Source organism: Flavobacterium nackdongense (genome assembly GCF_004355225.1).
Lineage (GTDB): Bacteria > Bacteroidota > Bacteroidia > Flavobacteriales > Flavobacteriaceae > Flavobacterium > Flavobacterium nackdongense.
Genome location: NZ_CP037933.1, coordinates 759,023 through 780,064, shown reverse-complemented (window position 1 = coordinate 780,064; position 21,042 = coordinate 759,023). Strand labels below are relative to the sequence as shown.

Annotated in this window: 21 protein-coding genes; 5 read left to right on the top strand and 16 right to left on the bottom strand. The window is 34.5% G+C overall.

The genetic code is table 11. The features are described 5' to 3' along the window. The first annotated feature begins 1,044 nt into the window (after nt 1-1,044). On the top strand, nt 1,045-1,644 hold the full coding sequence (locus E1750_RS03140) for a nucleotidyltransferase family protein (protein ID WP_133275367.1): 600 nt from the start codon (nt 1,045-1,047) through the stop codon (nt 1,642-1,644). A 454-nt stretch (nt 1,645-2,098) separates the two neighbouring features. On the opposite strand, the gene E1750_RS03135 is transcribed toward E1750_RS03140, so the two are convergent. From E1750_RS03135 to E1750_RS03095, 9 genes are all read right to left on the bottom strand, one after another. Beyond that, entirely contained in the window at nt 2,099-2,545 is a 447-nt protein-coding gene (locus tag E1750_RS03135; RefSeq protein ID WP_133275366.1) for a hypothetical protein, read from the bottom strand. Between the two features lie 69 nt (nt 2,546-2,614). After that, entirely contained in the window at nt 2,615-2,866 is a 252-nt protein-coding gene (locus tag E1750_RS03130; RefSeq protein ID WP_133275365.1) for a nucleotidyl transferase AbiEii/AbiGii toxin family protein, read from the bottom strand. A 3-nt stretch (nt 2,867-2,869) separates the two neighbouring features. Continuing rightward, a complete protein-coding gene (locus E1750_RS03125; RefSeq protein WP_227873950.1) occupies nt 2,870-3,157 on the bottom strand; it encodes a DUF6922 domain-containing protein in 288 nt (95 codons plus the stop codon). A 626-nt stretch (nt 3,158-3,783) separates the two neighbouring features. Next, a complete protein-coding gene (locus tag E1750_RS03120; protein ID WP_133275364.1) occupies nt 3,784-4,908 on the bottom strand; it encodes a Fic family protein in 1,125 nt (374 codons plus the stop codon). A gap of 679 nt (nt 4,909-5,587) precedes the next feature. Beyond that, complete coding sequence (locus E1750_RS03115; protein WP_133275363.1) at nt 5,588-6,331, bottom strand: N-formylglutamate amidohydrolase; 744 nt, start codon at nt 6,329-6,331, stop codon at nt 5,588-5,590. A gap of 846 nt (nt 6,332-7,177) precedes the next feature. Continuing rightward, on the bottom strand, nt 7,178-7,696 hold the full coding sequence (locus E1750_RS03110) for a glycoside hydrolase family 15 (RefSeq protein WP_133275362.1): 519 nt from the start codon (nt 7,694-7,696) through the stop codon (nt 7,178-7,180). Nucleotide 7,697: 1 nt separating this feature from the next. Then, on the bottom strand, nt 7,698-9,848 hold the full coding sequence (locus E1750_RS03105) for an AAA family ATPase (RefSeq protein WP_133275361.1): 2,151 nt from the start codon (nt 9,846-9,848) through the stop codon (nt 7,698-7,700). Continuing rightward, nucleotides 9,845-10,075: a hypothetical protein gene (locus E1750_RS03100; RefSeq protein ID WP_133275360.1), complete on the bottom strand. Its 231-nt coding sequence runs from the start codon at nt 10,073-10,075 to the stop codon at nt 9,845-9,847. The genes E1750_RS03105 and E1750_RS03100 overlap by 4 nt, the downstream gene beginning before the upstream one ends. Before the next feature lie 10 nt (nt 10,076-10,085). Next, a complete protein-coding gene (locus E1750_RS03095; protein WP_227873949.1) occupies nt 10,086-12,269 on the bottom strand; it encodes a DEAD/DEAH box helicase family protein in 2,184 nt (727 codons plus the stop codon). Between the two features lie 15 nt (nt 12,270-12,284). Between E1750_RS03095 and E1750_RS03090 the strand changes: the two genes are divergently transcribed. Then, nucleotides 12,285-12,590: a hypothetical protein gene (locus E1750_RS03090; protein ID WP_133275358.1), complete on the top strand. Its 306-nt coding sequence runs from the start codon at nt 12,285-12,287 to the stop codon at nt 12,588-12,590. On the opposite strand, the gene E1750_RS03085 is transcribed toward E1750_RS03090, so the two are convergent. From E1750_RS03085 to E1750_RS03060, 6 genes are read right to left on the bottom strand one after another with little or no spacing between them, the layout of a single operon-like run. Further along, complete coding sequence (locus tag E1750_RS03085) at nt 12,574-12,810, bottom strand: hypothetical protein (RefSeq protein ID WP_133275357.1); 237 nt, start codon at nt 12,808-12,810, stop codon at nt 12,574-12,576. The genes E1750_RS03090 and E1750_RS03085 overlap by 17 nt on opposite strands. Before the next feature lie 12 nt (nt 12,811-12,822). Further along, nucleotides 12,823-13,065 carry a hypothetical protein gene (locus E1750_RS03080; protein ID WP_133275356.1) on the bottom strand — a complete coding sequence of 81 codons (243 nt, stop codon included), beginning with the start codon at nt 13,063-13,065 and terminating at the stop codon, nt 12,823-12,825. A 2-nt stretch (nt 13,066-13,067) separates the two neighbouring features. Then, nucleotides 13,068-13,928, bottom strand: a complete 861-nt coding sequence (locus E1750_RS03075) for an HIT family protein (RefSeq protein ID WP_176582350.1) — start codon at nt 13,926-13,928, stop codon at nt 13,068-13,070. Next, nucleotides 13,928-14,983, bottom strand: coding sequence for an HNH endonuclease domain-containing protein (locus tag E1750_RS03070; protein ID WP_133275354.1), 1,056 nt, complete (start codon nt 14,981-14,983; stop codon nt 13,928-13,930). Before E1750_RS03070 ends, E1750_RS03075 begins: the two co-directional genes overlap by 1 nt. Nucleotides 14,984-15,003: 20 nt before the next feature. Next, nucleotides 15,004-16,470, bottom strand: coding sequence for a hypothetical protein (locus E1750_RS03065; protein WP_133275353.1), 1,467 nt, complete (start codon nt 16,468-16,470; stop codon nt 15,004-15,006). Further along, complete coding sequence (locus tag E1750_RS03060) at nt 16,460-17,344, bottom strand: DUF4007 family protein (RefSeq protein ID WP_133275352.1); 885 nt, start codon at nt 17,342-17,344, stop codon at nt 16,460-16,462. The genes E1750_RS03065 and E1750_RS03060 overlap by 11 nt, the downstream gene beginning before the upstream one ends. 1,083 nt (nt 17,345-18,427) lie before the next feature. Here E1750_RS03060 and E1750_RS17715 point away from each other — a divergent pair. After that, nucleotides 18,428-18,610: a hypothetical protein gene (locus tag E1750_RS17715; RefSeq protein ID WP_165697999.1), complete on the top strand. Its 183-nt coding sequence runs from the start codon at nt 18,428-18,430 to the stop codon at nt 18,608-18,610. A gap of 11 nt (nt 18,611-18,621) precedes the next feature. Here E1750_RS17715 and E1750_RS03055 read toward each other — a convergent pair whose 3' ends face one another. Beyond that, entirely contained in the window at nt 18,622-19,005 is a 384-nt protein-coding gene (locus E1750_RS03055) for an HU family DNA-binding protein (RefSeq protein ID WP_133275351.1), read from the bottom strand. A 537-nt stretch (nt 19,006-19,542) separates the two neighbouring features. Between E1750_RS03055 and E1750_RS03050 the strand changes: the two genes are divergently transcribed. Both E1750_RS03050 and E1750_RS03045 read left to right on the top strand, forming a co-directional pair. Then, the gene (locus E1750_RS03050; protein ID WP_133275350.1) at nt 19,543-20,307 is read left to right on the top strand and encodes an alpha/beta hydrolase family protein; all 765 of its coding nucleotides are present in this window, start codon (nt 19,543-19,545) and stop codon (nt 20,305-20,307) included. A gap of 168 nt (nt 20,308-20,475) precedes the next feature. Further along, entirely contained in the window at nt 20,476-20,763 is a 288-nt protein-coding gene (locus E1750_RS03045; RefSeq protein ID WP_133275349.1) for a GIY-YIG nuclease family protein, read from the top strand. The last annotated feature ends 279 nt before the right edge of the window (nt 20,764-21,042 follow it).

Below are 21,042 nucleotides of genomic sequence, written 5' to 3'. Positions count from 1 at the left end.
GTAGATTCAGAAAATAGAAAATTAGAAGCGGGAAGCTGGAAGCAGGAAGCGAGAAGTTAGAAGAGGAAGAGAACCCACAACCATAAACCATAAACAATAAACCCAAAACTCCTTAACAGTTAACCGATTAACCGATTAATCAATTAACCTGAAACTTTAAACCTTAAACTAGATGGTAGATTCAGAAAATAGAAAATTAGAAGCGGGAAGCTGGAAGCAGGAAGCGAGAAGTTAGAAGAGGAAGAGAACCCACAACCATAAACCATAAACAATAAACCCAAAACTCCTTAACAGTTAACCGATTAACCGATTAATCAATTAACCTAAAACTTGAAACTTTAAACCTTAAACCTTAAACTTGAAACCTTAAACCAGATGGCAGATTCAGAAAATAGAAAATTAGAAGCAGGAAGCGGGAAGCCTGAAGCGGGAAGTTAGAAAAGGATGAGAACCCACAACCATAAACAATAAACCATAAACAATAAACCATAAACAATAAACCCAAAACTCCTTAACAGTTAACCGATTAATCAATTAACCTGAAACTTTAAACCTTAAACTAGATGGTAGATTCAGAAAATAGAAAATTAGAAGCGGGAAGCTGGAAGCAGGAAGCGAGAAGTTAGAAGAGGAAGAGAACCCACAACCATAAACCATAAACAATAAACCCAAAACTCCTTAACAGTTAACCGATTAACCGATTAATCAATTAACCTAAAACTTGAAACTTTAAACCTTAAACCTTAAACTTGAAACCTTAAACCAGATGGCAGATTCAGAAAATAGAAAATTAGAAGCAGGAAGCGGGAAGCCTGAAGCGGGAAGTTAGAAGAGGAAGAGAACCCACAACCATAAACCATAAACAATAAACCCAAAACTTCTTAACAGTTAACCGATTAACCTTAAACCTTAAACTTTAAACCCGTAACCCGTAACCCGCAACCCACAACCCGTAACCATAAATCCTAACCGATTAACCGATTAACCAATTAACCTTTTCCCAACTCCCAACTCCCAACTTCCAACTCCCAACTTCCCACTTCCATGAAAACAGCCCTCCTAATCCTCGCCGCAGGCGAATCGAAGCGAATGAACGGCATCAAGCAACTATTGCCTTGGAAAAACACCAGCTTATTGGGTCACGCCATTGCGCAAGCGCTGCAGGCGAAGGCCAGTCAGGTGTATGTAGTTTTGGGAGCTAATGCCAATACGATAGCGCCAACCTTGGCCCACTGCAACATCCAAATCATAGAAAACAAAAACTGGAAAAACGGACTCGGCAGTTCAATAGCAGTAGGAGTACAGTATATAAAAGAAACTCAAGAGCCTTACGACGCCATCCTCATCACTTTGGCCGACCAACCCTTGATAGACGCGGCTTACTACAACCAACTCATCGCAGCTTATACCGAAAAAAAAGCCAAGATCATCGCCTCTCAAACCAACAATAAACCTTGCGTTCCTGCGATGTTCGATGCCCAATACTTCAATCAACTTAGCCTGTTGAATCAAGACCAAGGCGCCAAAGAAATCCTAGTAACCGCCCAAAAAGAAGTATATCGCCTGCCTGCTACAGCCAACTTGATAGACCTAGACACCCCAAGCGACTATGAACAGCTATTTAATAATTTTGGAAAAGAATAATCAACTGACAACCTCCAACTTCCAACTTCCAAATCCCAACTCCTAACTCCCAAATCCCAAATTCCAAATTCCAAATCCCAAATTCCGAAGAGCAACTATCGTACATTCTAACCCACAACCGGGCCGAGCGTTAAAAAACAGTCCAGTGGACTGTTTTAGCGAAGGAGCCAGCCGGCGCGCAGGCCTAGTATAGCACTTTACCAGTTAACCTTTCCCTAACCGATTAACCGATTAACCGATTAACCAATTAACCTTTTTCCAACCTTAAACCCTAAACTTTAAACCATTTCAAACAACCCGCAACCCACAACCGGGCCGAGCGTTAAGAAACAGTCCAGTGGACTGTTTTAGCGAAGGAGCTAGCCGGCGCCTAGGCCTAGTATAGCACTTAACCCACAACCCACAACTTTAAACAACCTTAAACCTTAAAGGGGGCCAGGGGGCCAACCCTAAACTATTTGATTTTTATCCCTTTAGGTCCGGGAAAATCTTTACCTAAATACTCGTATAGGCGTCTTACTTTTGAACGCCAACTTATTTTTGCTTCAATCCAAGTTTTGCTACCATTGATGATTTGTATGGTATCGTTAGTATGCGAAGGAAACTTTGAATAGTCGGAATTATCATCAAATTTTAATAGTAGTTCTGGATTGTCGATTGGCGTGTTGTTTTTGCTTAAATCAAATATGGTTCTATGTTCTTCTTTGTTGAATTTAAGTGTTTTAACTTTTAAGTCTTCATATAAATCAATTAATGAAATGGTATCGGTTATGAAGTCCAAGTCATAAATATCTTTTTTTGTCGAACGGTTTGAGGTGCTGATTAATTTAAATAGACCAATGTCTTTTTTTGAAAGTAGATGTATTCCTTGATTGAATTCTGTCGCAAATAAATTTTTCATATTTTGAAGCAACTCTACTTTTATAGTTGATCCATCTTCAATATCAAGAAAAAAACGCAGAAAACAATATTAGTCGTTTATATCACAAGGATTGTCAAAGCTTTTTGCTTTTTTACCAAAGTAGTTTTTGACTTCATTTTCGATTTTTTTAAAACCCTCTTTGCCAATTATTCCATCATAAATGAAATCGAGATCATCTGAAATTCTGTGATTGAATTGTAGTGCAAGATTTGTACCACCGCCTAAAGTAAATTTAGATACCGTGGGTAATGTTTGTAATTCAATAATCGCTCTAATGATTGCAGGAGTAACGGCTCTCATAAATTAAAGTGAAAAACGTAGAAATGGTTTTACATTGTATCTTTGGCCAACACAGATACAAACTTTATTACTGATATTCTCTGTAGTTAATTTTAAGTATTTTACTATATCTTTAGTGGAATAAAGCGCTTCTAATTTTAGGATGTCAGTTTCAAATGTTTCGGGAGTGGTGGCAAACAAAGCCCTTGGAATGATAATATCCGCATCTCTAGAAAGATCCAGTTTACTATGATCCATATCCCAAAATAAGTGTTTTGGGAAAATTGTGGCTATGTTGACTGATGGTTTCACAATACAAAAATACTGAATTTAGTGATAAGTGGTACGCTACTACAATAAAGTTTAACTTCTTAGCCATCAATGGTATTTCGAAGAATAAGACAATCTAAGGGCTATGGGTGTGTTTTATAAGTTCTTGTTGTCAACAATTTTAAACAACCTTAAACTTTAAACAATTTTAAACCCTAACCGGGCCGAGCGTTAAAAAACAGTCCAGTGGACTGTTTTAGCGAAGGAGCCAGCCGGCGCGCAGGCCTGGTATAGCACTCAACCTTTTCCTAACCGACAACGAACTCCCCCTTTAGGGGGCTGGGGGGTAACCCCTAACCAATTAACCGATTAACCAGTTAACCTTTTCCTAACTAAATAACCTTTTCTAATCGATAACCCACAACCCACAACCCACAACCCACAACCCACAACCTTAAACTTTAAACCCGCAACCCACAACCTTAAACTTTAAACCTTAAACCATTTCAAGCAACCCACAACCTTAAACCTTAAACTTTTAACCCGTAACTCGTAACCCGTAACCCCTAACCCCTAACCCGCAACCCTAAACCCTAAACTCCTAACCAGTTAACCTTTTTCTAACCAATTAACCAGTTAACCAATAACGCTCCCTCTGCCTAAATCTATTATTGGAATAGCTTAATGTATTTATCAAAGGTGTATATCTTACCTCGTTTCCCGCCTGTTATTTCTTTTAAAATGCCCAATACAACCATATCATCGATTATTTTATAAGCAGTAGAAACAGATACCTGGGTTATTTTAGCTGCTTTTTGAGAGTCTAGTATTGGCTTTTGGTATAAATAATCGAGTATTTTTAAGATAGAAGTACTTCTTTTGCCTACTTGTTGAACGCTTTCTTCAATCTCTTTTTTCAGTTTTAAAATGGCATCAAAGGTTGAAATCCCTTTTTTTGCTGTTTCGATTACTCCAACCAAAAAGAATTTAAACCATTGTTTTAAATCATTTTTGGTTCTTACATTCATCAAATTGTCATAATACAGTTGTCTGTTTTTTTCGAAGAAATCAGACAAATAGAGTATCGGTTTTTTTAAAATAGTTTTGTCAACCAAGTATAACGTAATGAGCAATCTCCCTACACGTCCATTGCCATCAAGAAAAGGGTGAATGGTTTCGAACTGATAGTGTATTAAGGCTATTTTAAGTAAATCAGGAAAATAGTATTCTTCATTATGGGCAAATTTTTCTAAATCCCCCATCAATTCTGCTATCGAAGTATGCACTGGTGGAATAAAAGTAGCATCGTTAAGGCTAGCACCACCAATCCAGTTTTGGCTGGTTCTAAATTCTCCTGGCATTTTGTGTTCGCCTCTAACGCCTTGCAGCAAGGTTTTGTGGGTTTCTTTGATTAATCGGGAAGAGAAAGGCAAAGTTTCCAATTGTTTGATGGCAGTTTGCATCGCTTGGATGTAGTTTTGGATTTCTTCCCAATCGTCTCTTTTGTCCAAAACAATATCTTCTTCATCCATCAAGGCCTCTTCGATATTGGTTTGTGTTCCTTCTATTTTACTGCTCTGAGTCGCTTCTTTTACAACGTGCATACTGATCAACAAATCGATGTTCGGAATGTATTCTGAATACATATCTAACCTGCCCAAATGCCTATCAGCTTGCGACAATAGGCTTTGTACCTCCATATCATCTAGCAACCATTGCGTATTGATTAAGCTGGGTTGAAAGCTTTTGTAGTAGCCCTGACTTTGATAATTTCCTGATTTGTAATTCTTCATTTTACCTATATTTTATAACAAATATACTTCTTATTCTTAAAAACAAGCAAAAATAATAATAAGATAAGTTGTTATTGTAAAAAAAGTCAAAATACTAAAATAATAATCCTTGTTATTATAGAATTTTGTCAATCCTAAGAATCGATTATAACCGTACCACTTATCGCCTGCCTGCTACAGCCAACTTGATAGACCTAGACCCCCCAAGCGATTATGAACAGTTATACAATAATTTTAGAAAAAAATAATCAACTGACAACCTCCAACTTCCAACTCCCAACTTCCAACTTCCAAATCCCAAATCCCAAATCCCAAATTCCGAAGAGCAACTATGGTATATTCTAACCCACAACCGGGCCGAGCGTTAAAAAACAGTCCAGTGGACTGTTTTAGCGAAGGAGCCAGCCGGCGCGGTGGCAATCAATAACATTTACCCCCCCCCAATCAACCCATTACCCGCTTGCCAGTTCCCCCTTTAGGGGGTTAGGGGGTAGGGCAAGGAGCCAGCCGGCGCCCAGGCCTAGTAAAGCACTTTACCAGTTAACCTTTCCCTAACCGATTAACCGATTAACCGATTAACCTTTTTCCAACCTTAAACCCGCAACCCGCAACCCACAACCTTAAACCTTAAACCCGTAACCCACAACCCGCAACCCGTAACCAATTCCCCCTTCGGGGGCTAGAGCGCTCTCCTGATCATAAATAGGTATTCCTGAACAATTTCTTTGATTTCCCCATACCGATCCGACTTTTCATTGGAAGAATCTTTTAAATACAAAGCCCTGTTGATTTCCAACATAATCGATTGTACTTTTTTCTCTTTCTGGTAAAACGCCAAGGGTACAATCGATCCACTATAAGGTGTGTCAACACCCAAAGAGAAGCCTTTTTCTTTGAAGAAGCTGACCGAAGCATCAATAAACTTTTGGGGGGTATGAAAAGCATCCGTGCCAATATTGAAATCAGGTCGAAAAGGCGATCGATCCAAGGACCGTTGCAAAGGAATATTAGGAAAGGAATGACAATCGACAATCGTGGCACAATCGAATTGGGCTAACTGTGTTTTGACCTTGTCGGTGAATTGATGGTGGTGTTTCCAATAGTATTCGTTCAGAATACGCTCACGCAAAGGGGCCGATACCTGCCGAAGTGTCGCTCCAGCATCCGTTTTCTCATATAAAACGCCCATACCGAATGGCGCCATGACCTCTTGGCTATCCTCTGAAAACCGTTCCGTATCGCAAAAAATTCTCGAGAAAGGCGCTTTGATACTGCAATCCAGCTCATTTTCGAATAAATCATCGGTGTACCAATCGGTCAACCGCAAAATTTCCTGATCCAGTTGGTCTTCCGACACACAATAGCCTTCTATTAAAGGAATTAGGGTGGAGGAATGCGGAATGTGTAATAGTAGATTTTTCATAAACGATTCTTTTTTAATTAGCGGTTGGCTGTAATTATTTAACACGTCTATTCGAGTGTTTTTTGTGGAGTAAAACGGAACAAAAAATGTATCGAGAATCGTTTTTAACCCGTTGGGTGTAATTCAATTTAATTTTTTTAAACACATAGAATCATAGTTTTTTATTAATTTTATTAAGACGCTTCGCTTGATTTTAGTAAATCATAGCTATGTGAACCCAAGAACTGGGCTATCCAACTCTTTTTTCTATGATTCTATGCGTTTCAATTTTACTATTTCTAAAAATTTAATAATTTCACCCAACGAGTGTTTTTAATAAATTTTTCTTGTTCTCGATACGATTTTCTGACGAAATCGGACTGACGAAAAATTACCATCAAAAACTAATTACACCCAACGGGTTAAATAATTCTTTTTTAAATAGCGGTTGTGCGAAATTCAATTGGTAAATTTTTTAACCACATAGAGCTATTTTTGTTGACATTTATAAAAGGCGTTTCACTTTATTTGAGAAAACATAGCTATGTGAACCCTAGACCCGAGTACCGATAATTATTGGGATGAACAGGCAAAGCAATAGTGGCTTTGGCTGCAAATGTTTTACAGACTACTGAATTCATAACGTAACAAATTAAAGTTAACTTTTGTTAGGTCGTGAAATGAAGATAAAAAGGATGGTTTCTCAAATCATTTGAACGACTGTTCCGCATACTAAGCCACCGTGTCTTGAGGGGATCGGTTGGCATCCCGATGTACTGGGATTCCTGATGCTGATGCAAAGATTATAAAAAAGATTTTAAATGTGCAACACTAGTCTTGTTTTGAGATGGAAATAAATGGACTGTTTTATTTTTTTTCGGTTTCTAAAATCATATTCAAAAATGAAGTTGGCTGTAAAAAATAGTTCGGGTTTTCTTCTAATTTCTCTTTAATCAAAATCAGACCACCGTTGGTGTAAGATTCCATAGTTTTAATAAGAGTTTTCACAGCATCATCTTCATCTAATTCTCCTTTTTCGAGTGCTACCAGATCAATGCTTGTTTTGGCTACAAGTGCAATAAACATATTTTCTTGTAAGTTGGTAAAGTCTTTGCGAATAGGAGAACTTTTACTACCCCAGAATTGAATTGCGTGCCTAAAATTAGTTTTCTTTTCTCCATCAGAAATTGGAGTAAATTCATTTTTGTAAAGTCCTAAGAAAAAGGCAAAAGTATATAGTTCATAGTTGGTACTGAAATTTTTACCAAGATTGATTTTCTTCTCACCTTCTGCACCAAATTTTTGAGACAAAGAATCAAATAATGATTTGTGTACTTCACTATAATTTGGAATTTTTTCTTTCCATTTTTCAAATAAATTTTTCATACTATAGATTTATTACTAGGGTATTAATGGTAGTTAAATCGTTTTTATTAAATGGCTCTTCAAGCTTAACCCAAAAAGCTTTATCTCTCTTGACTGATTCAAAATCTTTTTTGACAAATAATTTCTTTGTTGTCTTGTCTCGGTCTAGAAAATTCTTAGTAACTAGAATTTTTTGATTTTTTGTCTCATAAACCAAATTCAGAAACTGAGCAGTCTTGTAATCCCCAAAAGAAGAAGTTGGTGCGTCAAAAATTAAAGGATAATACTCATTTTTTGTTTCAAACGCTAACTCAGAAATTGCAAAAAGAATAGAAATATACATTGATGTTTCAAGCGATTCGTTTGGCTTATAAAGAGGCCTGCCATTTTGCATTAATTGCACTTCAACAGTTGTTTTTCCTAATCTATTTTTTTTATATATGGAAATTTCTCCAGTAAATGAATCAATATTAATTATCTCTAGAAATCTGTTTGATTTAGTTTGAAGCTTCAAAATAAATTCATCAAATTTATTCTCCTTGGTATCTATAAAAATAGTTTCAATGTCACGCAAGATGTTTCTTGTTTTTAACAAGAAAGAGTTAGCTGAACTCGTATCAATTTTGTCTTTTTCTTCCTTTTTTGCTTTTATGTCAGATTCAAAACTTTCCACTTTAGTTGTGTAGTCCACTTGGTCTTTATTCCTATTTTTAAGGTCTTTTTGCCAAGCATTGTAATTTTTAAGAACATCAATCAGTTTTTCTGCTGCAATACTTGAATTCCCTAAAATTCGGTCTCTCTCTGTTTTTTCTTTATCTAATTGTTCGTTGAGTTCTTCAATGTCTTTTTTTCGGTTATCATTAAATTCAAATAGGTCCTTAATTTTGGTTCTTATTAATCTAAGATTTTTAAGGTTATCTTCGTGACTAATACTCAAATTATCAAGCCTATTTGTATAATCATATTTAAAAAGAGGTTCGTCTTTATTGGGTTCATTATCTTCTGTAACTTGACTTTCTAAATACGTTTTAAGTCTTTTCATCATAAATTCGTATGCCTCAGAACCTTTTGTAGCTTCCCGATTGCAGACTTTACAGATTTCATCATTTAGCATTTCTTCCATTATAGCTTTTGAAGGAATGTTATTAGGAAGAGGAATAGCATTGTTTAATAATTCTGCTTTGGCTTTTTTTACGCCTTCTTTAATCCCTATTTGTTTGTCAAACTCTGATTGAAGTTCTCTTCTGGATTTGCTGTGTGAGGACACTTTTTCTGCAAACTCTTTATGTAATGATTCGAAATTTACTAGAATCCAATTTTCATCAAATAAGGAAGTAGTGTAGTTCTCATCAATCCTTCCTGTTAAGTAAGAAATTTTTTCTTCAATTTCTTTTATTCTTTTGTTGAGTGTATCTAAAGCATCTGCATTGCTCACGTGACTTTCTGCTAATTGTAAATTTCCTTCAATTTTTCTGATTTCTTCTTCAGTGGAGTTCAAGTGAACTAGATACTTTGCTTTCTCTCTCTCCAAATAAATAATATCGCCTTCAAGTTTTTTATAAAGTGATTCATTCTTTTTGTCAAGTTTTGAAGAATCTTCAACTGCTTTTTCTGCTTTATCACGCAAAAAAGCTCCCTTCACAGAATATTTATCGTAGTGCTTTGCCTCAGAAAATAGATTAATAAGGTTTGCTAATGCACTATCACTTTCAAAAATATTGAGTTCCGCTTCACCCTTGAACATTGAATATTTCCGAATTTGAAACGGGAATATTCTGTCCAAAAGTGCTTGACCATCAACTTGTGTTCTTTCACCCGAACTATTTTCGGAAATGCCTTCAATCATAAAACTTGAAGTCGAACACTCATTTGCTTTTTCTTTTTTTGCGACGAAAGATTTTGTTATTATACTTTTCTCTCCATATTGTTCTACGGTCATTGCGACCCTTACACGAAAACTATCTCCAATTTCCGTTTCATTCAGCTTTTTTGCAGAAACTAGTATATCTAATTCTCTATTCTCCCCATTGAAAAGCCAATCAACTGATTCAAAGAATTTTGTTTTTCCTTCTCCATTTTCACCAAGAATAATGTTTAAGCCTTCCGATAATTCAAAGGTATTGGTATCATAATAACAGAGGTAATTGTCGATTTGTATTCTTCTGATTATCATAAAGCCTCGTTTAAAAATTGAGTAACTTGGTTTCGTAATACCGAATCCGTAACTGGTGCAATGCCGTCTAATCCTTCTACAATCAAGGCAATTGCCTTAATGATAGGTTTGTCAGAGTTAAGAGCTTCTCTAATTGTAGAAGGCAAATCTTCTTTATTGAATTCATACTTGTTTTCAAGCAGCTCGTGTGTTAAAAAACTTTTCAGTATATCGTCTTTTCTTGCCATAAGAATAAATTTATAAGTCGTTAAGGTTTAGGGTGTAGTAATCCAAAATGCTTTTAAGTGTTTCGTAAGTGTCAGTTTTATTCATTGCTAGATTGGCAAAGTCAACCACGCGTTCAAGTTCTTTTTTCACTAATCCCTTTTCCATTTCAAAGGTGCTTTCATCTGAAACTTCTGGGACAACTACTAAATCGTGAATGGTTGCGTGTATTTTATCTTTGTGTAATCGCAAAACTCTTCCCCTTCTTTGGATAAATTGTCTTGGATTTCCAGTACTCGCACAAAATATTGCTAGTTCGGAACGTGGCACATCAACACCTTCATCCAAACATTTCATTGAGGTTAAAACGTGAATTTTACTTTCTTCAAAGTTTTTCAAGATTTCTTCTCTGTTTGTAGAATTTGCAGTAAACTGTTTCACCATTACAGAATCATCTGTTTGGCTAACCGCCTTTGTATAATCGTCAATTAATCTGTTTTCTTCATCTGTTTCAATACTGTAATCCGTTTCGTCAAAACTAGCTTCAATGCCTTCAGGAACGTAGATTAAAGTGTATTTCAGATTCTTCCGTTTATCAAATTCAATTCTTAAAACCGCTTTGAATGTTTCTAATTTATTGGCTGCTTTGTGAATGATTCGTTTTCTTTCAAGGAGTTTTTTCTCGATTTCAGGAGTGCTTCTAAAATTGCCTGTTTCTTTATCGAACAATCCCATTCTCAACAGTTGAAGGGAAAGTTCCTTATACTTTTCCATCTCTTGCTCTGTTAGCTTTACAATGTGCGGGTGATAGGTATATTTACACAACCAACCGATATTCAATGCTTCTTCCATAGAATACGAAACAATGTAAGGTGGTGCATCATTAAAAAAATCTTGAATAGCTTGATTACCTGTCTCGTCAAATTTTCTATTTGGTGTTGCAGATAGTCCAATCCTTTTTTCAAGATGAATGTTTGGCAACAATCTTAAAAGTCCTTGTGAACCCAAATTGTGTGTTTCATCTGCAATTAAAATAGTGTCCTTAGGAAGTTGAGTAAAGTAGCTTTGAAACTTTGGTCTTGGTAATGAAGCATAAGTAACAATGACTATATACGAAGTGTCTATCAGTTTTGAAGCAGTATTGAAAAACGCAAGATTCCTATCCCAGTTCTCTTTTGAGCTGACAGTAATAATATTTTTAAAATTGAACTTAGCACATTCTTTTTTCCATTGTTCAACCAAAGCTGTTGTTGGAACTGTTATAATGGCTCTATAAATTCCAGTTTTCTTGTATTCGTTCAGTAAACAGTTGAGCGAAGTAATCGTTTTACCTGTTCCTGTTGCCATAGCAAACATTCCTTTAAAATCATTGGCAACCCAACTATTATACGCATTAATTTGATATTCTCTTGGACCTTCTGAATAAGGAAATCTTGGTGCTCTTCTTATAATTTCAATGTCACTGAAAAGCTTGGTAATTGTTTTTTTAAGCTTGGGGTTTGAAATCAAGCTTTGTTTCTTTTTAAGGAGTTGTTCTTCTTGAACCAACAATTCATTGATGTCTTTCTTGCCAAATTTATTTTTGAGAACAACTTCAATTTCAGTCACAGGGATGTAATCAACGTCTTCATCTTTCTCAGTGAAATAGTCATCAATGAGTTTTAGTTGTTTTTTTATCAATTTGTTTGACCTGCCATTCTTCCAACTCAAAAAAGCCTCCAATTCCTCTAAGTTTTCAGACAACCCATATAGTGTAAAATTGCAAGAAGCCTTGTAACCCACAGAATCTTGACCATCACTAAAAACGCCTGATTTATAGTGGACAATTCCTTTTCCGTTTTTAGGTTTGATAACTTTTATTTCAATCCGTTTTTCAGAAATCATATAAGCTAAACATTCAAAAAAGTGAATATCGTATTCGTCCAGCACTCTTCCAAGTGAAACGACGTCCGTTAAATCGAAGACTTTACTTATAGATTTATCATTTGCTTTTTCAACGGCTTCTTTGTCTTTTGATGAAAGCAAATGATTTATTACCATTTTCATTTTACCGCCTTTACTGATAAAAGTGGCAAAGCCAACAGAAAGTAAATTTATAGCAGATGAACTGAAATAACCCAACAACAAATTAAACTCACTGCTATTGGCCAATCCATCCAAATAGAATTGCAAGGGTTCGTTTTCTGAACCCTCCTTTTTTGTGTAAATTTGTGGCACTAATGCATATACTATATGACAAATTCAGAAAGATTTCCAGAAGCTTGGAAAGTATATAATGACTGTGTTCGTAAATGGGAAGAAACGGATTTAATAGAATATCCAGAAGGATGGAAATACGGAATACCAAACCCTAAAAATCCAAAGGAATATTTGTATTCAAATTGCCCAGGAAAACTATTTATGAAGTTTAAGAATCTCTTTTATCAAAAGGATGAAATTATTGGCCTAAGAAAGTTCTTATGGGAACTGGAAATGATGGAAGGGAAGATTACTACTAGAGAATATGAATCAAATATGGAATTTATAAATCGATTTTAACATTGTTTTTTAATGCAGTTTTATGTTGGAAAATCAGCTCTTTTACCCTTTCTGCTTGTGTTTTATTGGCTGCAACAAAATTAAAATCCGAATCAAGAAATAAATCAATTACTTGATTGTCTTCCCAATTTTCTTTCATATGATTTACTATTTCAAGAATTAATAAATCTTTGAAATCAGACTTGTCAAAAGAAACTAAAATCGCATTTGATGTTTTCATATTGTTTTGAATTTAGTTAATACCAATGTAATCTATAGGAAAATTATCAGGTGCTAAAAAAGGATTCTCCAAAGAGAATTTCACTGCATCTGCCTTACTGCTATGAATTTCCGTTTCAAAAGAATTTTCAGAATCTTTGAAAGAAATCCAAGTTGGGAGTCTATTATCTACTTGTTTAACAATAATTCTTCCATTGAACCACCATTCATTTAGTTCAATTTGAACGGGTTTAGTATTTCCAAAATTATCCTTCATAATCAATATTTCTGTTTGTTAGGAATCACACCTCTAACACCTCCTCTTGGTTCTTCAACATCTCCTTTATATCTAGGAATTAAGTGAATATGAACGTGATTAACAGTTTGACCTGCTTTTTCACCGATATTTATGCCAATGTTAAACCCATCTGGATTGAATTTTTTTGAAACAATTTCTTTCACTCTGTTCAACATAAACATACAAGCAGCTTGTTCTTTAAAAGTTAAGTCGAAATAATCGGAACAATGTTTTTTGGGAATAACTAAAGCGTGTCCATCATTTACAGGATATTTATCATAAATGGCATAAGCTGTTGCAGACTCAACGATAAGTTCTCGTCCAGAATCGGGATTACAAAAAGGGCAATTTAGGTTTTCGGTTCTTTGTAGTTGATTGTAATGCTGATATTCATAAATCTCGCAATTTTCATTTTTGAAAAATGATTTTGAATTTAGAATAACATTGCATTGATAGGTTTTCTTCTGATGGACTTTATGCATTCTAAAGCCTTCATATTGCAAATCTCGCCTTACGGCAATATAAACTTTTCCCGTTGGTTTTATCAATTGCGACAATTCCATTAAAACGGTTGCTTGTTCTTCTGGCATCAATACATTCAAAACATAAAAGCAAATAATGGTGTCAAACTTTTTACTCGGATAATCTGGAAAATGAAATTTGTCGTAACCTTCAATATTTATTTCTTTTGCTTTTAGCAATTTAACATCACTTCCATAACCGCAACCAAAATCCAAAACATCACCAACTAATAAATTTTTATTAAGCAATATTTTAGCAGGAAAAGAAAGTGTTTCTCTTTCCTTTGCAGTTAAGTGGCTATTTGGGTTTAACTTTTGCATTATTTCATAAATTCAAAACCGTTATTGGAAGCAATTGACACTAAAGGCTGTATAATTTCTTTAAACTTATCGTGATTAATACTGTTTTCCTCAATATGTAAAACGGTCAGATAATCTTCAAGTAATTTATTCTTAGGCGTTCTTCTTCTTACAATTTCATAAGCATTTTTTTGTAATTGATAGAACGGTTCAAAGTATTTCTCAAGAATAGGTAGTCTATTGCTTTTTGAGCTATTAAAAGATTTATCTGCTGGAATCAGGTTCCAAATTAAATCGTGAGATACAAATGAATAAGGTATAAAATGTTCAACTGCATAATTTCCCTTTATTAATTTTTCTCCCGTATAAATACAATCTACCGAACCCAATTCATCCAAAACAACATCCCAAAATTGAGTTCTTTGTTTATTTAATCCGTTTCTGGTTGCTGGTTTTATTAGTTTATTGGGAATATCGGGCACATTCGGATTCTTAGATTGTAAAAACAAAGCCAAATTCCAAAAGCAGAAATCCTTTAATACTCTTGCATTAGAAATTAAATAATTAACCCAATAAGGATTTATCTCAATGTAATCTTGATGCAAGGCATACAAACTTTTTGATTCAAATCTTTGAGATTCAGAATAAATTCTTTTTTCTCTCATTGAGTCTGTTTCATTTTCTATTTTCGGAAACCAAGGACTTAAAAACCAATGTGGGACATTTTTATTGAAATGCCATAGTAGTTTTTCTGTATCTATATTTTTTGTTGTAAAAAGTTTTTGAAAAACTGTTTCTCTTTTCTCGTCAATTGTAATGGATTCAAAACTATTTATCGAGCGAATAGCATCTTGTATTAAATCTTGTTTCCCGAATGATACATTAAAATAGTTGACAGTAAACCAAGAATTAGAAATCATCCTTGAGAATAATTCCCTTTTAGTAACTTTTAAAGCTCCATTTTCAACAGCTTGTAGAATTGAAAGAAGCCAGTAAAATTTATAAGTAGCACTGGTTTTATTGAAACAAGCAGCTAATAAATTTACAGGTAATTCTTTTGATTCTGGTAATTTCATTTTAAACCTAATTTATATCGTTATGCCGCTATTTGCGTTAGGGATTGCAGTGGAAATCCTTTTGTCCCGAAGGGCAAAAGATTGGAACGGAAAGCCCGACCCGATAGGGGAACGCCCAAATAATTATTCAGAAGAGTTGTAATATCAACAACTTCCGAAATCTTATTTCCTGCCTCAATCAATGCAGTTTGAATATCTAAATCCGTTCCTTCAAACAGAATGAATCGTTTTGAATGGGAGCGGTAGCGGATTATGTTCTTAGTTTCGAGGTTTTTTATTATTTCCTTGGCATCTGTAACTCCGCAAGCTGTTTTCAAATAGTCAATCGAAAAATTCAAATCTAAGATTGAACCACTTACTGAGAAAATATTCAAAAGCCCAATCGTTTTAACTGCTTTGATATAATCATTGATATCTGAATCAAATGCTCTTTCCACCTCTTCGATTGATGAGCGAATGGAACTCCAAGCAGAAAAGTCGGGGTTGTATTTTGAAGTTAAAAACGAATAGAAATTGAAATTTAGATAATCGTAAACATTTGATAGATTGTAAAATGGATTTTCCTGTTTGTTATATTTCGCTAAACCTGTATGGTCTGACGATTCAAGAAAAGAAAACAATGAGCGTTCATTTTGTCCATATCGCTGCAATGAAAGTGTCAAAATATTGGCAGAAAGTATATCTAAAGGATATAATTTTGAAGCAATTTCTTTGAGAAAATCTTTGTTGAAGTTAAAGGCTTTTGTTCCGATAGTGAGCTTCAAACATTTATCAATTTCTGATTTTGAAGTCTTCGTTTCATAGTTTTCAGCAACATATTCTGATGCCAAAAACAAAAGTTGTTCAACAGGTTCGTTAAAAGTGATTTCACGGAAACGACCTTTTACTTTAATCCATTCTTGTTGTTGAGTTTTGCTTAGTGAATAAGCATACGATTCTAAACTTTGGTGAACAGTAGTTATGAGTACAATATTGTGCTTTGGATTATTACAGAATTCAGCCAATTGCTGAACAAAGTATAATTCTTTTTCAGGGTTGTGTTTGCTTGCATACTCTAAAAATTTACCAAACTCATCTATCAAAATAAATAAAACCTTGTTCTCTTTTCCAATAGAATGGTATCGGTTGAATATTTCAGAAAGAATACTTTCTTGTAGATTCTTGTTTGTTTGAACTTCAAACGCATCTGTAAACTGTTCTATAATGGAAGAGTAGGAACCAATAAACTTAACAAAATCAAACTTAGGGTTTACGAGGAAATTCGGTTCAAAATATCGTTTTGTTCCTTTGATACTCTGCTCAAATGCTAAAAGGAAAGAAGATTTTCCCGTACCATAAGTACCAACCACATTAAACGAGCGAATGCCTTTTTTAAAGTCATTAACTATTTGGCTAACAACTTGTCTAGCATTAGGAGTTGGGATGTAGTTAAAATCCCTATCAGTGTCCCTAATAATATTTACCGATGTTGTGAAATTATTTGCCATAATATTTATCTAAAATTGTGTAAGCGTCTGCTTTGTTTTTGAACTGCAATTCCTTGATCCCAGCTTGGTCAGTAAAAGTGATGTCTTTGAAATTATCAACTAAATCTGAGATTTTATTCATCAAACCGGAACGATTTAAGGCGAAAATTGAACCTGGACTGTTCAGGTCAAATTCCAAAGAATTCAAGCTAATTGATTTCCCATAGTTTGCATTGTCAAATATTGTATATAAAACAATTGATTCTGGAAGATTGTCTCTTTCTGTATTTTCAATGTAAAATTGTTCATCCTTGCCTTTTCCTGTTGTCTTTAAAAGTTCTATTTCTGACAGAATTCCTGAAAAACTATCCTCAACATCTTTGCTTTCAGGGTCGCTTTTATAAAGATTTGCGAAGACAATAAAGTCTTTAGCAACCGTGTTTTCATTTAAATTCAAATTGGCATTACTTTCCCCGATTCTTTTCACATAGTTCACAAAGGTTTCTTTGTTAAAGAAGAGTTTCTCTTTTCTGAATTCGTTAAAAATGATGGAATAAATAGAAGCAAAACCATTTTTCACTAATTGATAATGCAGAAGCCAGAGACTTGCTTCATCTTCCAAATAAGGGTCATAACCAGTTTCATCATCAAATAATCGTTTGCCAAATTCGGTTGGAATGTCTTTGTTGTCAATAACATTGAAAGCTTTCAACCAAAACCGAATGGATGAAACCATATTTTTTCCAACTCCAAGACGAACAACCGCATCTTCGTCATTAAAATTCTTTCCTTCTTGTACGTAATCATATCCCTTTTTAAGCCATAATTGTCGGCACTGAAAGGAGTCGTGTCCTGAGAATGTATATTTTGTTATTTCAGTATTTTCTAATATCATCCTTTCTTATGAAAATCCATTTTTAAAGTTACAAAGTAACCAAATTATTGCATGTAATCGAATTTAAAATATCATTACTTATCAACCTGTTATTTTAGTGCCTCAAATTTAGTAATTTGACTTTTACCCTTTTGAAGTAGAGAGACAAACTACCTTGTAAAAAGCAATGTAAATATGAGTTATTGGAATAATGTAAAACAAAAAAGCTGCTCAAAATATTTCACTTAATTGCATATTTTGAGTTATATTTCGTTATATTATTCCTATGTTTTTTACTTCAAATATATACAACTTTGATGATTATTTAAATAATAACTTATTAATTTTAATTTTTTTGTTACCTATATATAATAAAATATCTTTCAATTTATAAACTTACTTTTTTTCAAAAAAAACTCATGCGAATCGGAAACAGTAGTACTTCCCATATGCGCTAAATTTCCTGCATTTTTTTTAAAAATATACACAGTGTTCTTTCATTATAAATCAATTTTTTCATTATATATAAAAGTTTAGATTAAACAATATTCAAATGTAAACTTAAGTTTATCCACTATTTTACGTCTTTCCACATTTGAGCGATTTTTTATTAAAAAACAGTAAAATACCTTTAAGTTTTGATTTGTACATTGACACAAAGCCCATTTTTGGGGCCAAATAGATTATAATTAAAAACAAGATTAAAATTATTCGTTTTACGATATTTATACTATTGTTTTTTAATATTTATCTGTTTTTTCTGATACAAAATAAGGCCTTCGTTAATAAGTTATGGCTTTTAATGTCAGTAATACCAACGATTTTAATGACTTTTCAACAAGGTATATACAAGTTGTATATATATCATTTATATTTACCTAACAATTCGAACACGAATAGCGGGAACTATTCGAGGCTTTCGAACATTTAAATTTGCTCAAAAAGACGGGTTACTAGCTGCTTTTTTTGAGCTTTTTTTATGCCCAAAATGTAGTAAAACGAGTAAAAAAACATCCAAATTTTAGCAAAAAACACCTCAATTAGGACGCTTTTTTCGTGCTTGTATAATCCAAAAAAGCTATTTTAAGTCAAATTTTATCCCATTTGAAGTTATTTTCAACTCGTCCTGACGACATGACTAGCTCGTCAGGACGAGTTTTTGGGTTCGTCAGGACGAAGCAAAAGTTTCGTCAGGACGAACTGACGAAAATTTTCGTGAAAAAAAGCCAAAAAAAAGCCTCGACTGCGGGAACAATCGAGGCTTTCGAACATTTAGATTTGATCTAAACGGCGGGTTACTAGCTCGCTTTAAGGTAACTTAGATTACCCATTAAATGGCGCAGTTTTTTTCCAGGACGGAAAATAATCCTGCATTTAGTCACATTGGCAGCAGACACCTCTTCTGGAGTCTCTTTGCCTTCGGAACTAATACTCACTTGGAAATTACCCAAGCTCCCTAATTTAACGATTCTGCCTTGTTTCAGCTCATTGATGATGTTGTGTTCCAACGATCTCAATACTGCATAACAATCAGTATCTGTTAAAGTACTCTGATAGGCAATCATCTCTGCGAGTGCTTCCATATCAGTTTCTCCGTTGCTTACTGCAGCGGCATAGAATTTCTCAGGGGCTACCATGTCCTGAGGATTTTTTCTTGGTAACGTCTTAAATTTAATCGGCATAATTTTTCCCGTATTAAATTGAACAAAATTGATTTTGTCTTAGTACTCTGATTAATAGAGCCTTTTTGACGAAATCAAAGATAAAGCGTCCAATCGGAATTAAAAAGTCAAACTTATTCACAATTGGCTTGAGTTTTAAACAAATAGAAATGATTTGAATGTTTTTTATACAAAATGTAAATAATTGTAAATCAATATTATAAAAATCAGCACCTAAGGCTTAGGTACTGTAAAATATAGGATTTCTTTTTTTCGTGGAGAAAAAATAGAATACTATGTTGCAAGAATATATTTTTTAACAGTATAGTTGTCTCTTATTCGAAAAAATCAGTCGATAATTAACCCGGTGCCGCACGAATCCTTTCGTGTGGTTTCTTTCCCCCAGCACCAAACACCCAGCACCCAACATTTTTAATTAAATGGGTATAGCAAAAAAATGCGCTTAACATGTACCATCGTACATAAAAACACCTAATTTTAGGCCCATACTAAGCCGTTAGCGCTCATTGTACAACGACACACCCAAAGAGCAATCACATGATTAAAACACTTTCCATTTTCAGTATAGCACTTTTGACCACGTACGCAACCTTTGCAAAAGCAGTGGTACACAAAGCTGCAATCGCTTGTAGTGTCGATACCCTGACCTTATACGACCAAAGCAGACAGCGCAAAATTCCGATCGCCATTTACAACACCAAGTCCGACAGAACAGCCAAACAAAAACTGGTGATTTTCAGTCACGGCTACGGACAAAACAAAGGCGGAGACTATTTGGCCTATTCCTACTTGACCGAGTACTTAGCTGCACAAGGCTATTTTGTGGTGAGTATTCAACACGAATTGCCAACAGACAGTTTGATACCCTTGACCGGAATTCCACAAATCGTCCGACGCCCTTTTTGGGACCGTGGGGCCGACACTATTTTATTTGTAATCAACCACCTCCAAAAGACCAATCCAGATTTAGATTATAAACACCTTACACTGATGGGGCATTCCAACGGGGGGGATATGACCGCTCTTTTTCCGCAGAAATACCCCAAGATCGTAGCGAAAATAATCACCCTCGACAACAGAAGAATGGCATTGCCCAAAACAAAAAGCGTCAAAGTATATTCCTTACGCTCCAGCGACCAACCCGCAGACGAGGGCGTTTTGCCCACAGCACAAGAAAGTAAAAAGTATCGCATAAGCATCGTGAAATTAGCCAATACCCCCCACAATGACATGGACGACAACGCAAATGCAGCACAACGAAAAGAAATTCAAAAGTATACACTAGCCTTTTTGAAGGACTGAGAAAAAACGAAATACCATTCAAAATCACTCGAAGTGACTTGTGGGTAAAGAATAAAGTCACTAGTACGTCAGTTCGAGTGATTTTTAAAGCCAGATAAAAATGATTGTATAACTTAAAAGTTATGCTTTAAAAATTGTATCGAGAACCCTAATAAAATTGATCATTAAATGAAACAATCTTATGTGTACATATTAAAATGCTCTGACGATTCTTATTATACAGGAGTCACAAGCAATTTAACACAACGACTTTTTCAGCACCAAACTGGTTTTTATCCTGATTGTTATACAGCGAACAAAAGACCTGTTGAATTAGTTTATTATTGTGAATTCACAGATATTAATTTGGCAATAGATATCGAGAAAAAAATAAAAAAATGGTCTAGAGCAAAAAAGGAAGCATTGATAAATGAAGAATATGACAAACTTCCTAATTTAGCAAAGAAAAAGTTTTAAAGACGTTTGATGCTTTGAGAATATTTCCGATTTATAAGGCTTCTCGATACAATTTTTATTGTAACGCTGTCGCCTTACCATAAAAATCACTCGAAGTGATGTAGAGATAAATACAATGATAATCGATAGTTCGTCAGTTCGAGTGATTTTTAAAGCCAGCTAAAACTTGATTGTATAACTTAAAAGTTATGCTTTAAAAATTGTATCGAGAACCCTAGCTGTCAAAAGGCTTCTCGATACAATTTTGAATAGTAAAGCTGTCGCATTACCATTCAAAAT

Excerpts from the sequence above, each read along its gene's own strand:
- E1750_RS03105 (WP_133275361.1), bottom strand. The coding sequence starts at position 9,848 with ATGATAATCAGAAGAATACAAATCGACAATTACCTCTGTTATTATGAT.
- E1750_RS03130 (WP_133275365.1), bottom strand. The coding sequence starts at position 2,866 with ATGAGAGCCGTTACTCCTGCAATCATTAGAGCGATTATTGAATTACAA.
- E1750_RS03085 (WP_133275357.1), bottom strand. The coding sequence starts at position 12,810 with ATGAAAACATCAAATGCGATTTTAGTTTCTTTTGACAAGTCTGATTTC.
- E1750_RS03045 (WP_133275349.1), top strand. The coding sequence starts at position 20,476 with ATGAAACAATCTTATGTGTACATATTAAAATGCTCTGACGATTCTTAT.
- E1750_RS03135 (WP_133275366.1), bottom strand. The coding sequence starts at position 2,545 with ATGAAAAATTTATTTGCGACAGAATTCAATCAAGGAATACATCTACTT.
- E1750_RS03080 (WP_133275356.1), bottom strand. The coding sequence starts at position 13,065 with ATGAAGGATAATTTTGGAAATACTAAACCCGTTCAAATTGAACTAAAT.
- E1750_RS03070 (WP_133275354.1), bottom strand. The coding sequence starts at position 14,983 with ATGAAATTACCAGAATCAAAAGAATTACCTGTAAATTTATTAGCTGCT.
- E1750_RS03140 (WP_133275367.1), top strand. The coding sequence starts at position 1,045 with ATGAAAACAGCCCTCCTAATCCTCGCCGCAGGCGAATCGAAGCGAATG.
- E1750_RS03050 (WP_133275350.1), top strand. The coding sequence starts at position 19,543 with ATGATTAAAACACTTTCCATTTTCAGTATAGCACTTTTGACCACGTAC.
- E1750_RS03075 (WP_176582350.1), bottom strand. The coding sequence starts at position 13,928 with ATGCAAAAGTTAAACCCAAATAGCCACTTAACTGCAAAGGAAAGAGAA.
- E1750_RS03060 (WP_133275352.1), bottom strand. The coding sequence starts at position 17,344 with ATGATATTAGAAAATACTGAAATAACAAAATATACATTCTCAGGACAC.
- E1750_RS03115 (WP_133275363.1), bottom strand. The coding sequence starts at position 6,331 with ATGAAAAATCTACTATTACACATTCCGCATTCCTCCACCCTAATTCCT.
- E1750_RS03120 (WP_133275364.1), bottom strand. The coding sequence starts at position 4,908 with ATGAAGAATTACAAATCAGGAAATTATCAAAGTCAGGGCTACTACAAA.
- E1750_RS03100 (WP_133275360.1), bottom strand. The coding sequence starts at position 10,075 with ATGGCAAGAAAAGACGATATACTGAAAAGTTTTTTAACACACGAGCTG.
- E1750_RS03055 (WP_133275351.1), bottom strand. The coding sequence starts at position 19,005 with ATGCCGATTAAATTTAAGACGTTACCAAGAAAAAATCCTCAGGACATG.
- E1750_RS03090 (WP_133275358.1), top strand. The coding sequence starts at position 12,285 with ATGACAAATTCAGAAAGATTTCCAGAAGCTTGGAAAGTATATAATGAC.
- E1750_RS03065 (WP_133275353.1), bottom strand. The coding sequence starts at position 16,470 with ATGGCAAATAATTTCACAACATCGGTAAATATTATTAGGGACACTGAT.
- E1750_RS03110 (WP_133275362.1), bottom strand. The coding sequence starts at position 7,696 with ATGAAAAATTTATTTGAAAAATGGAAAGAAAAAATTCCAAATTATAGT.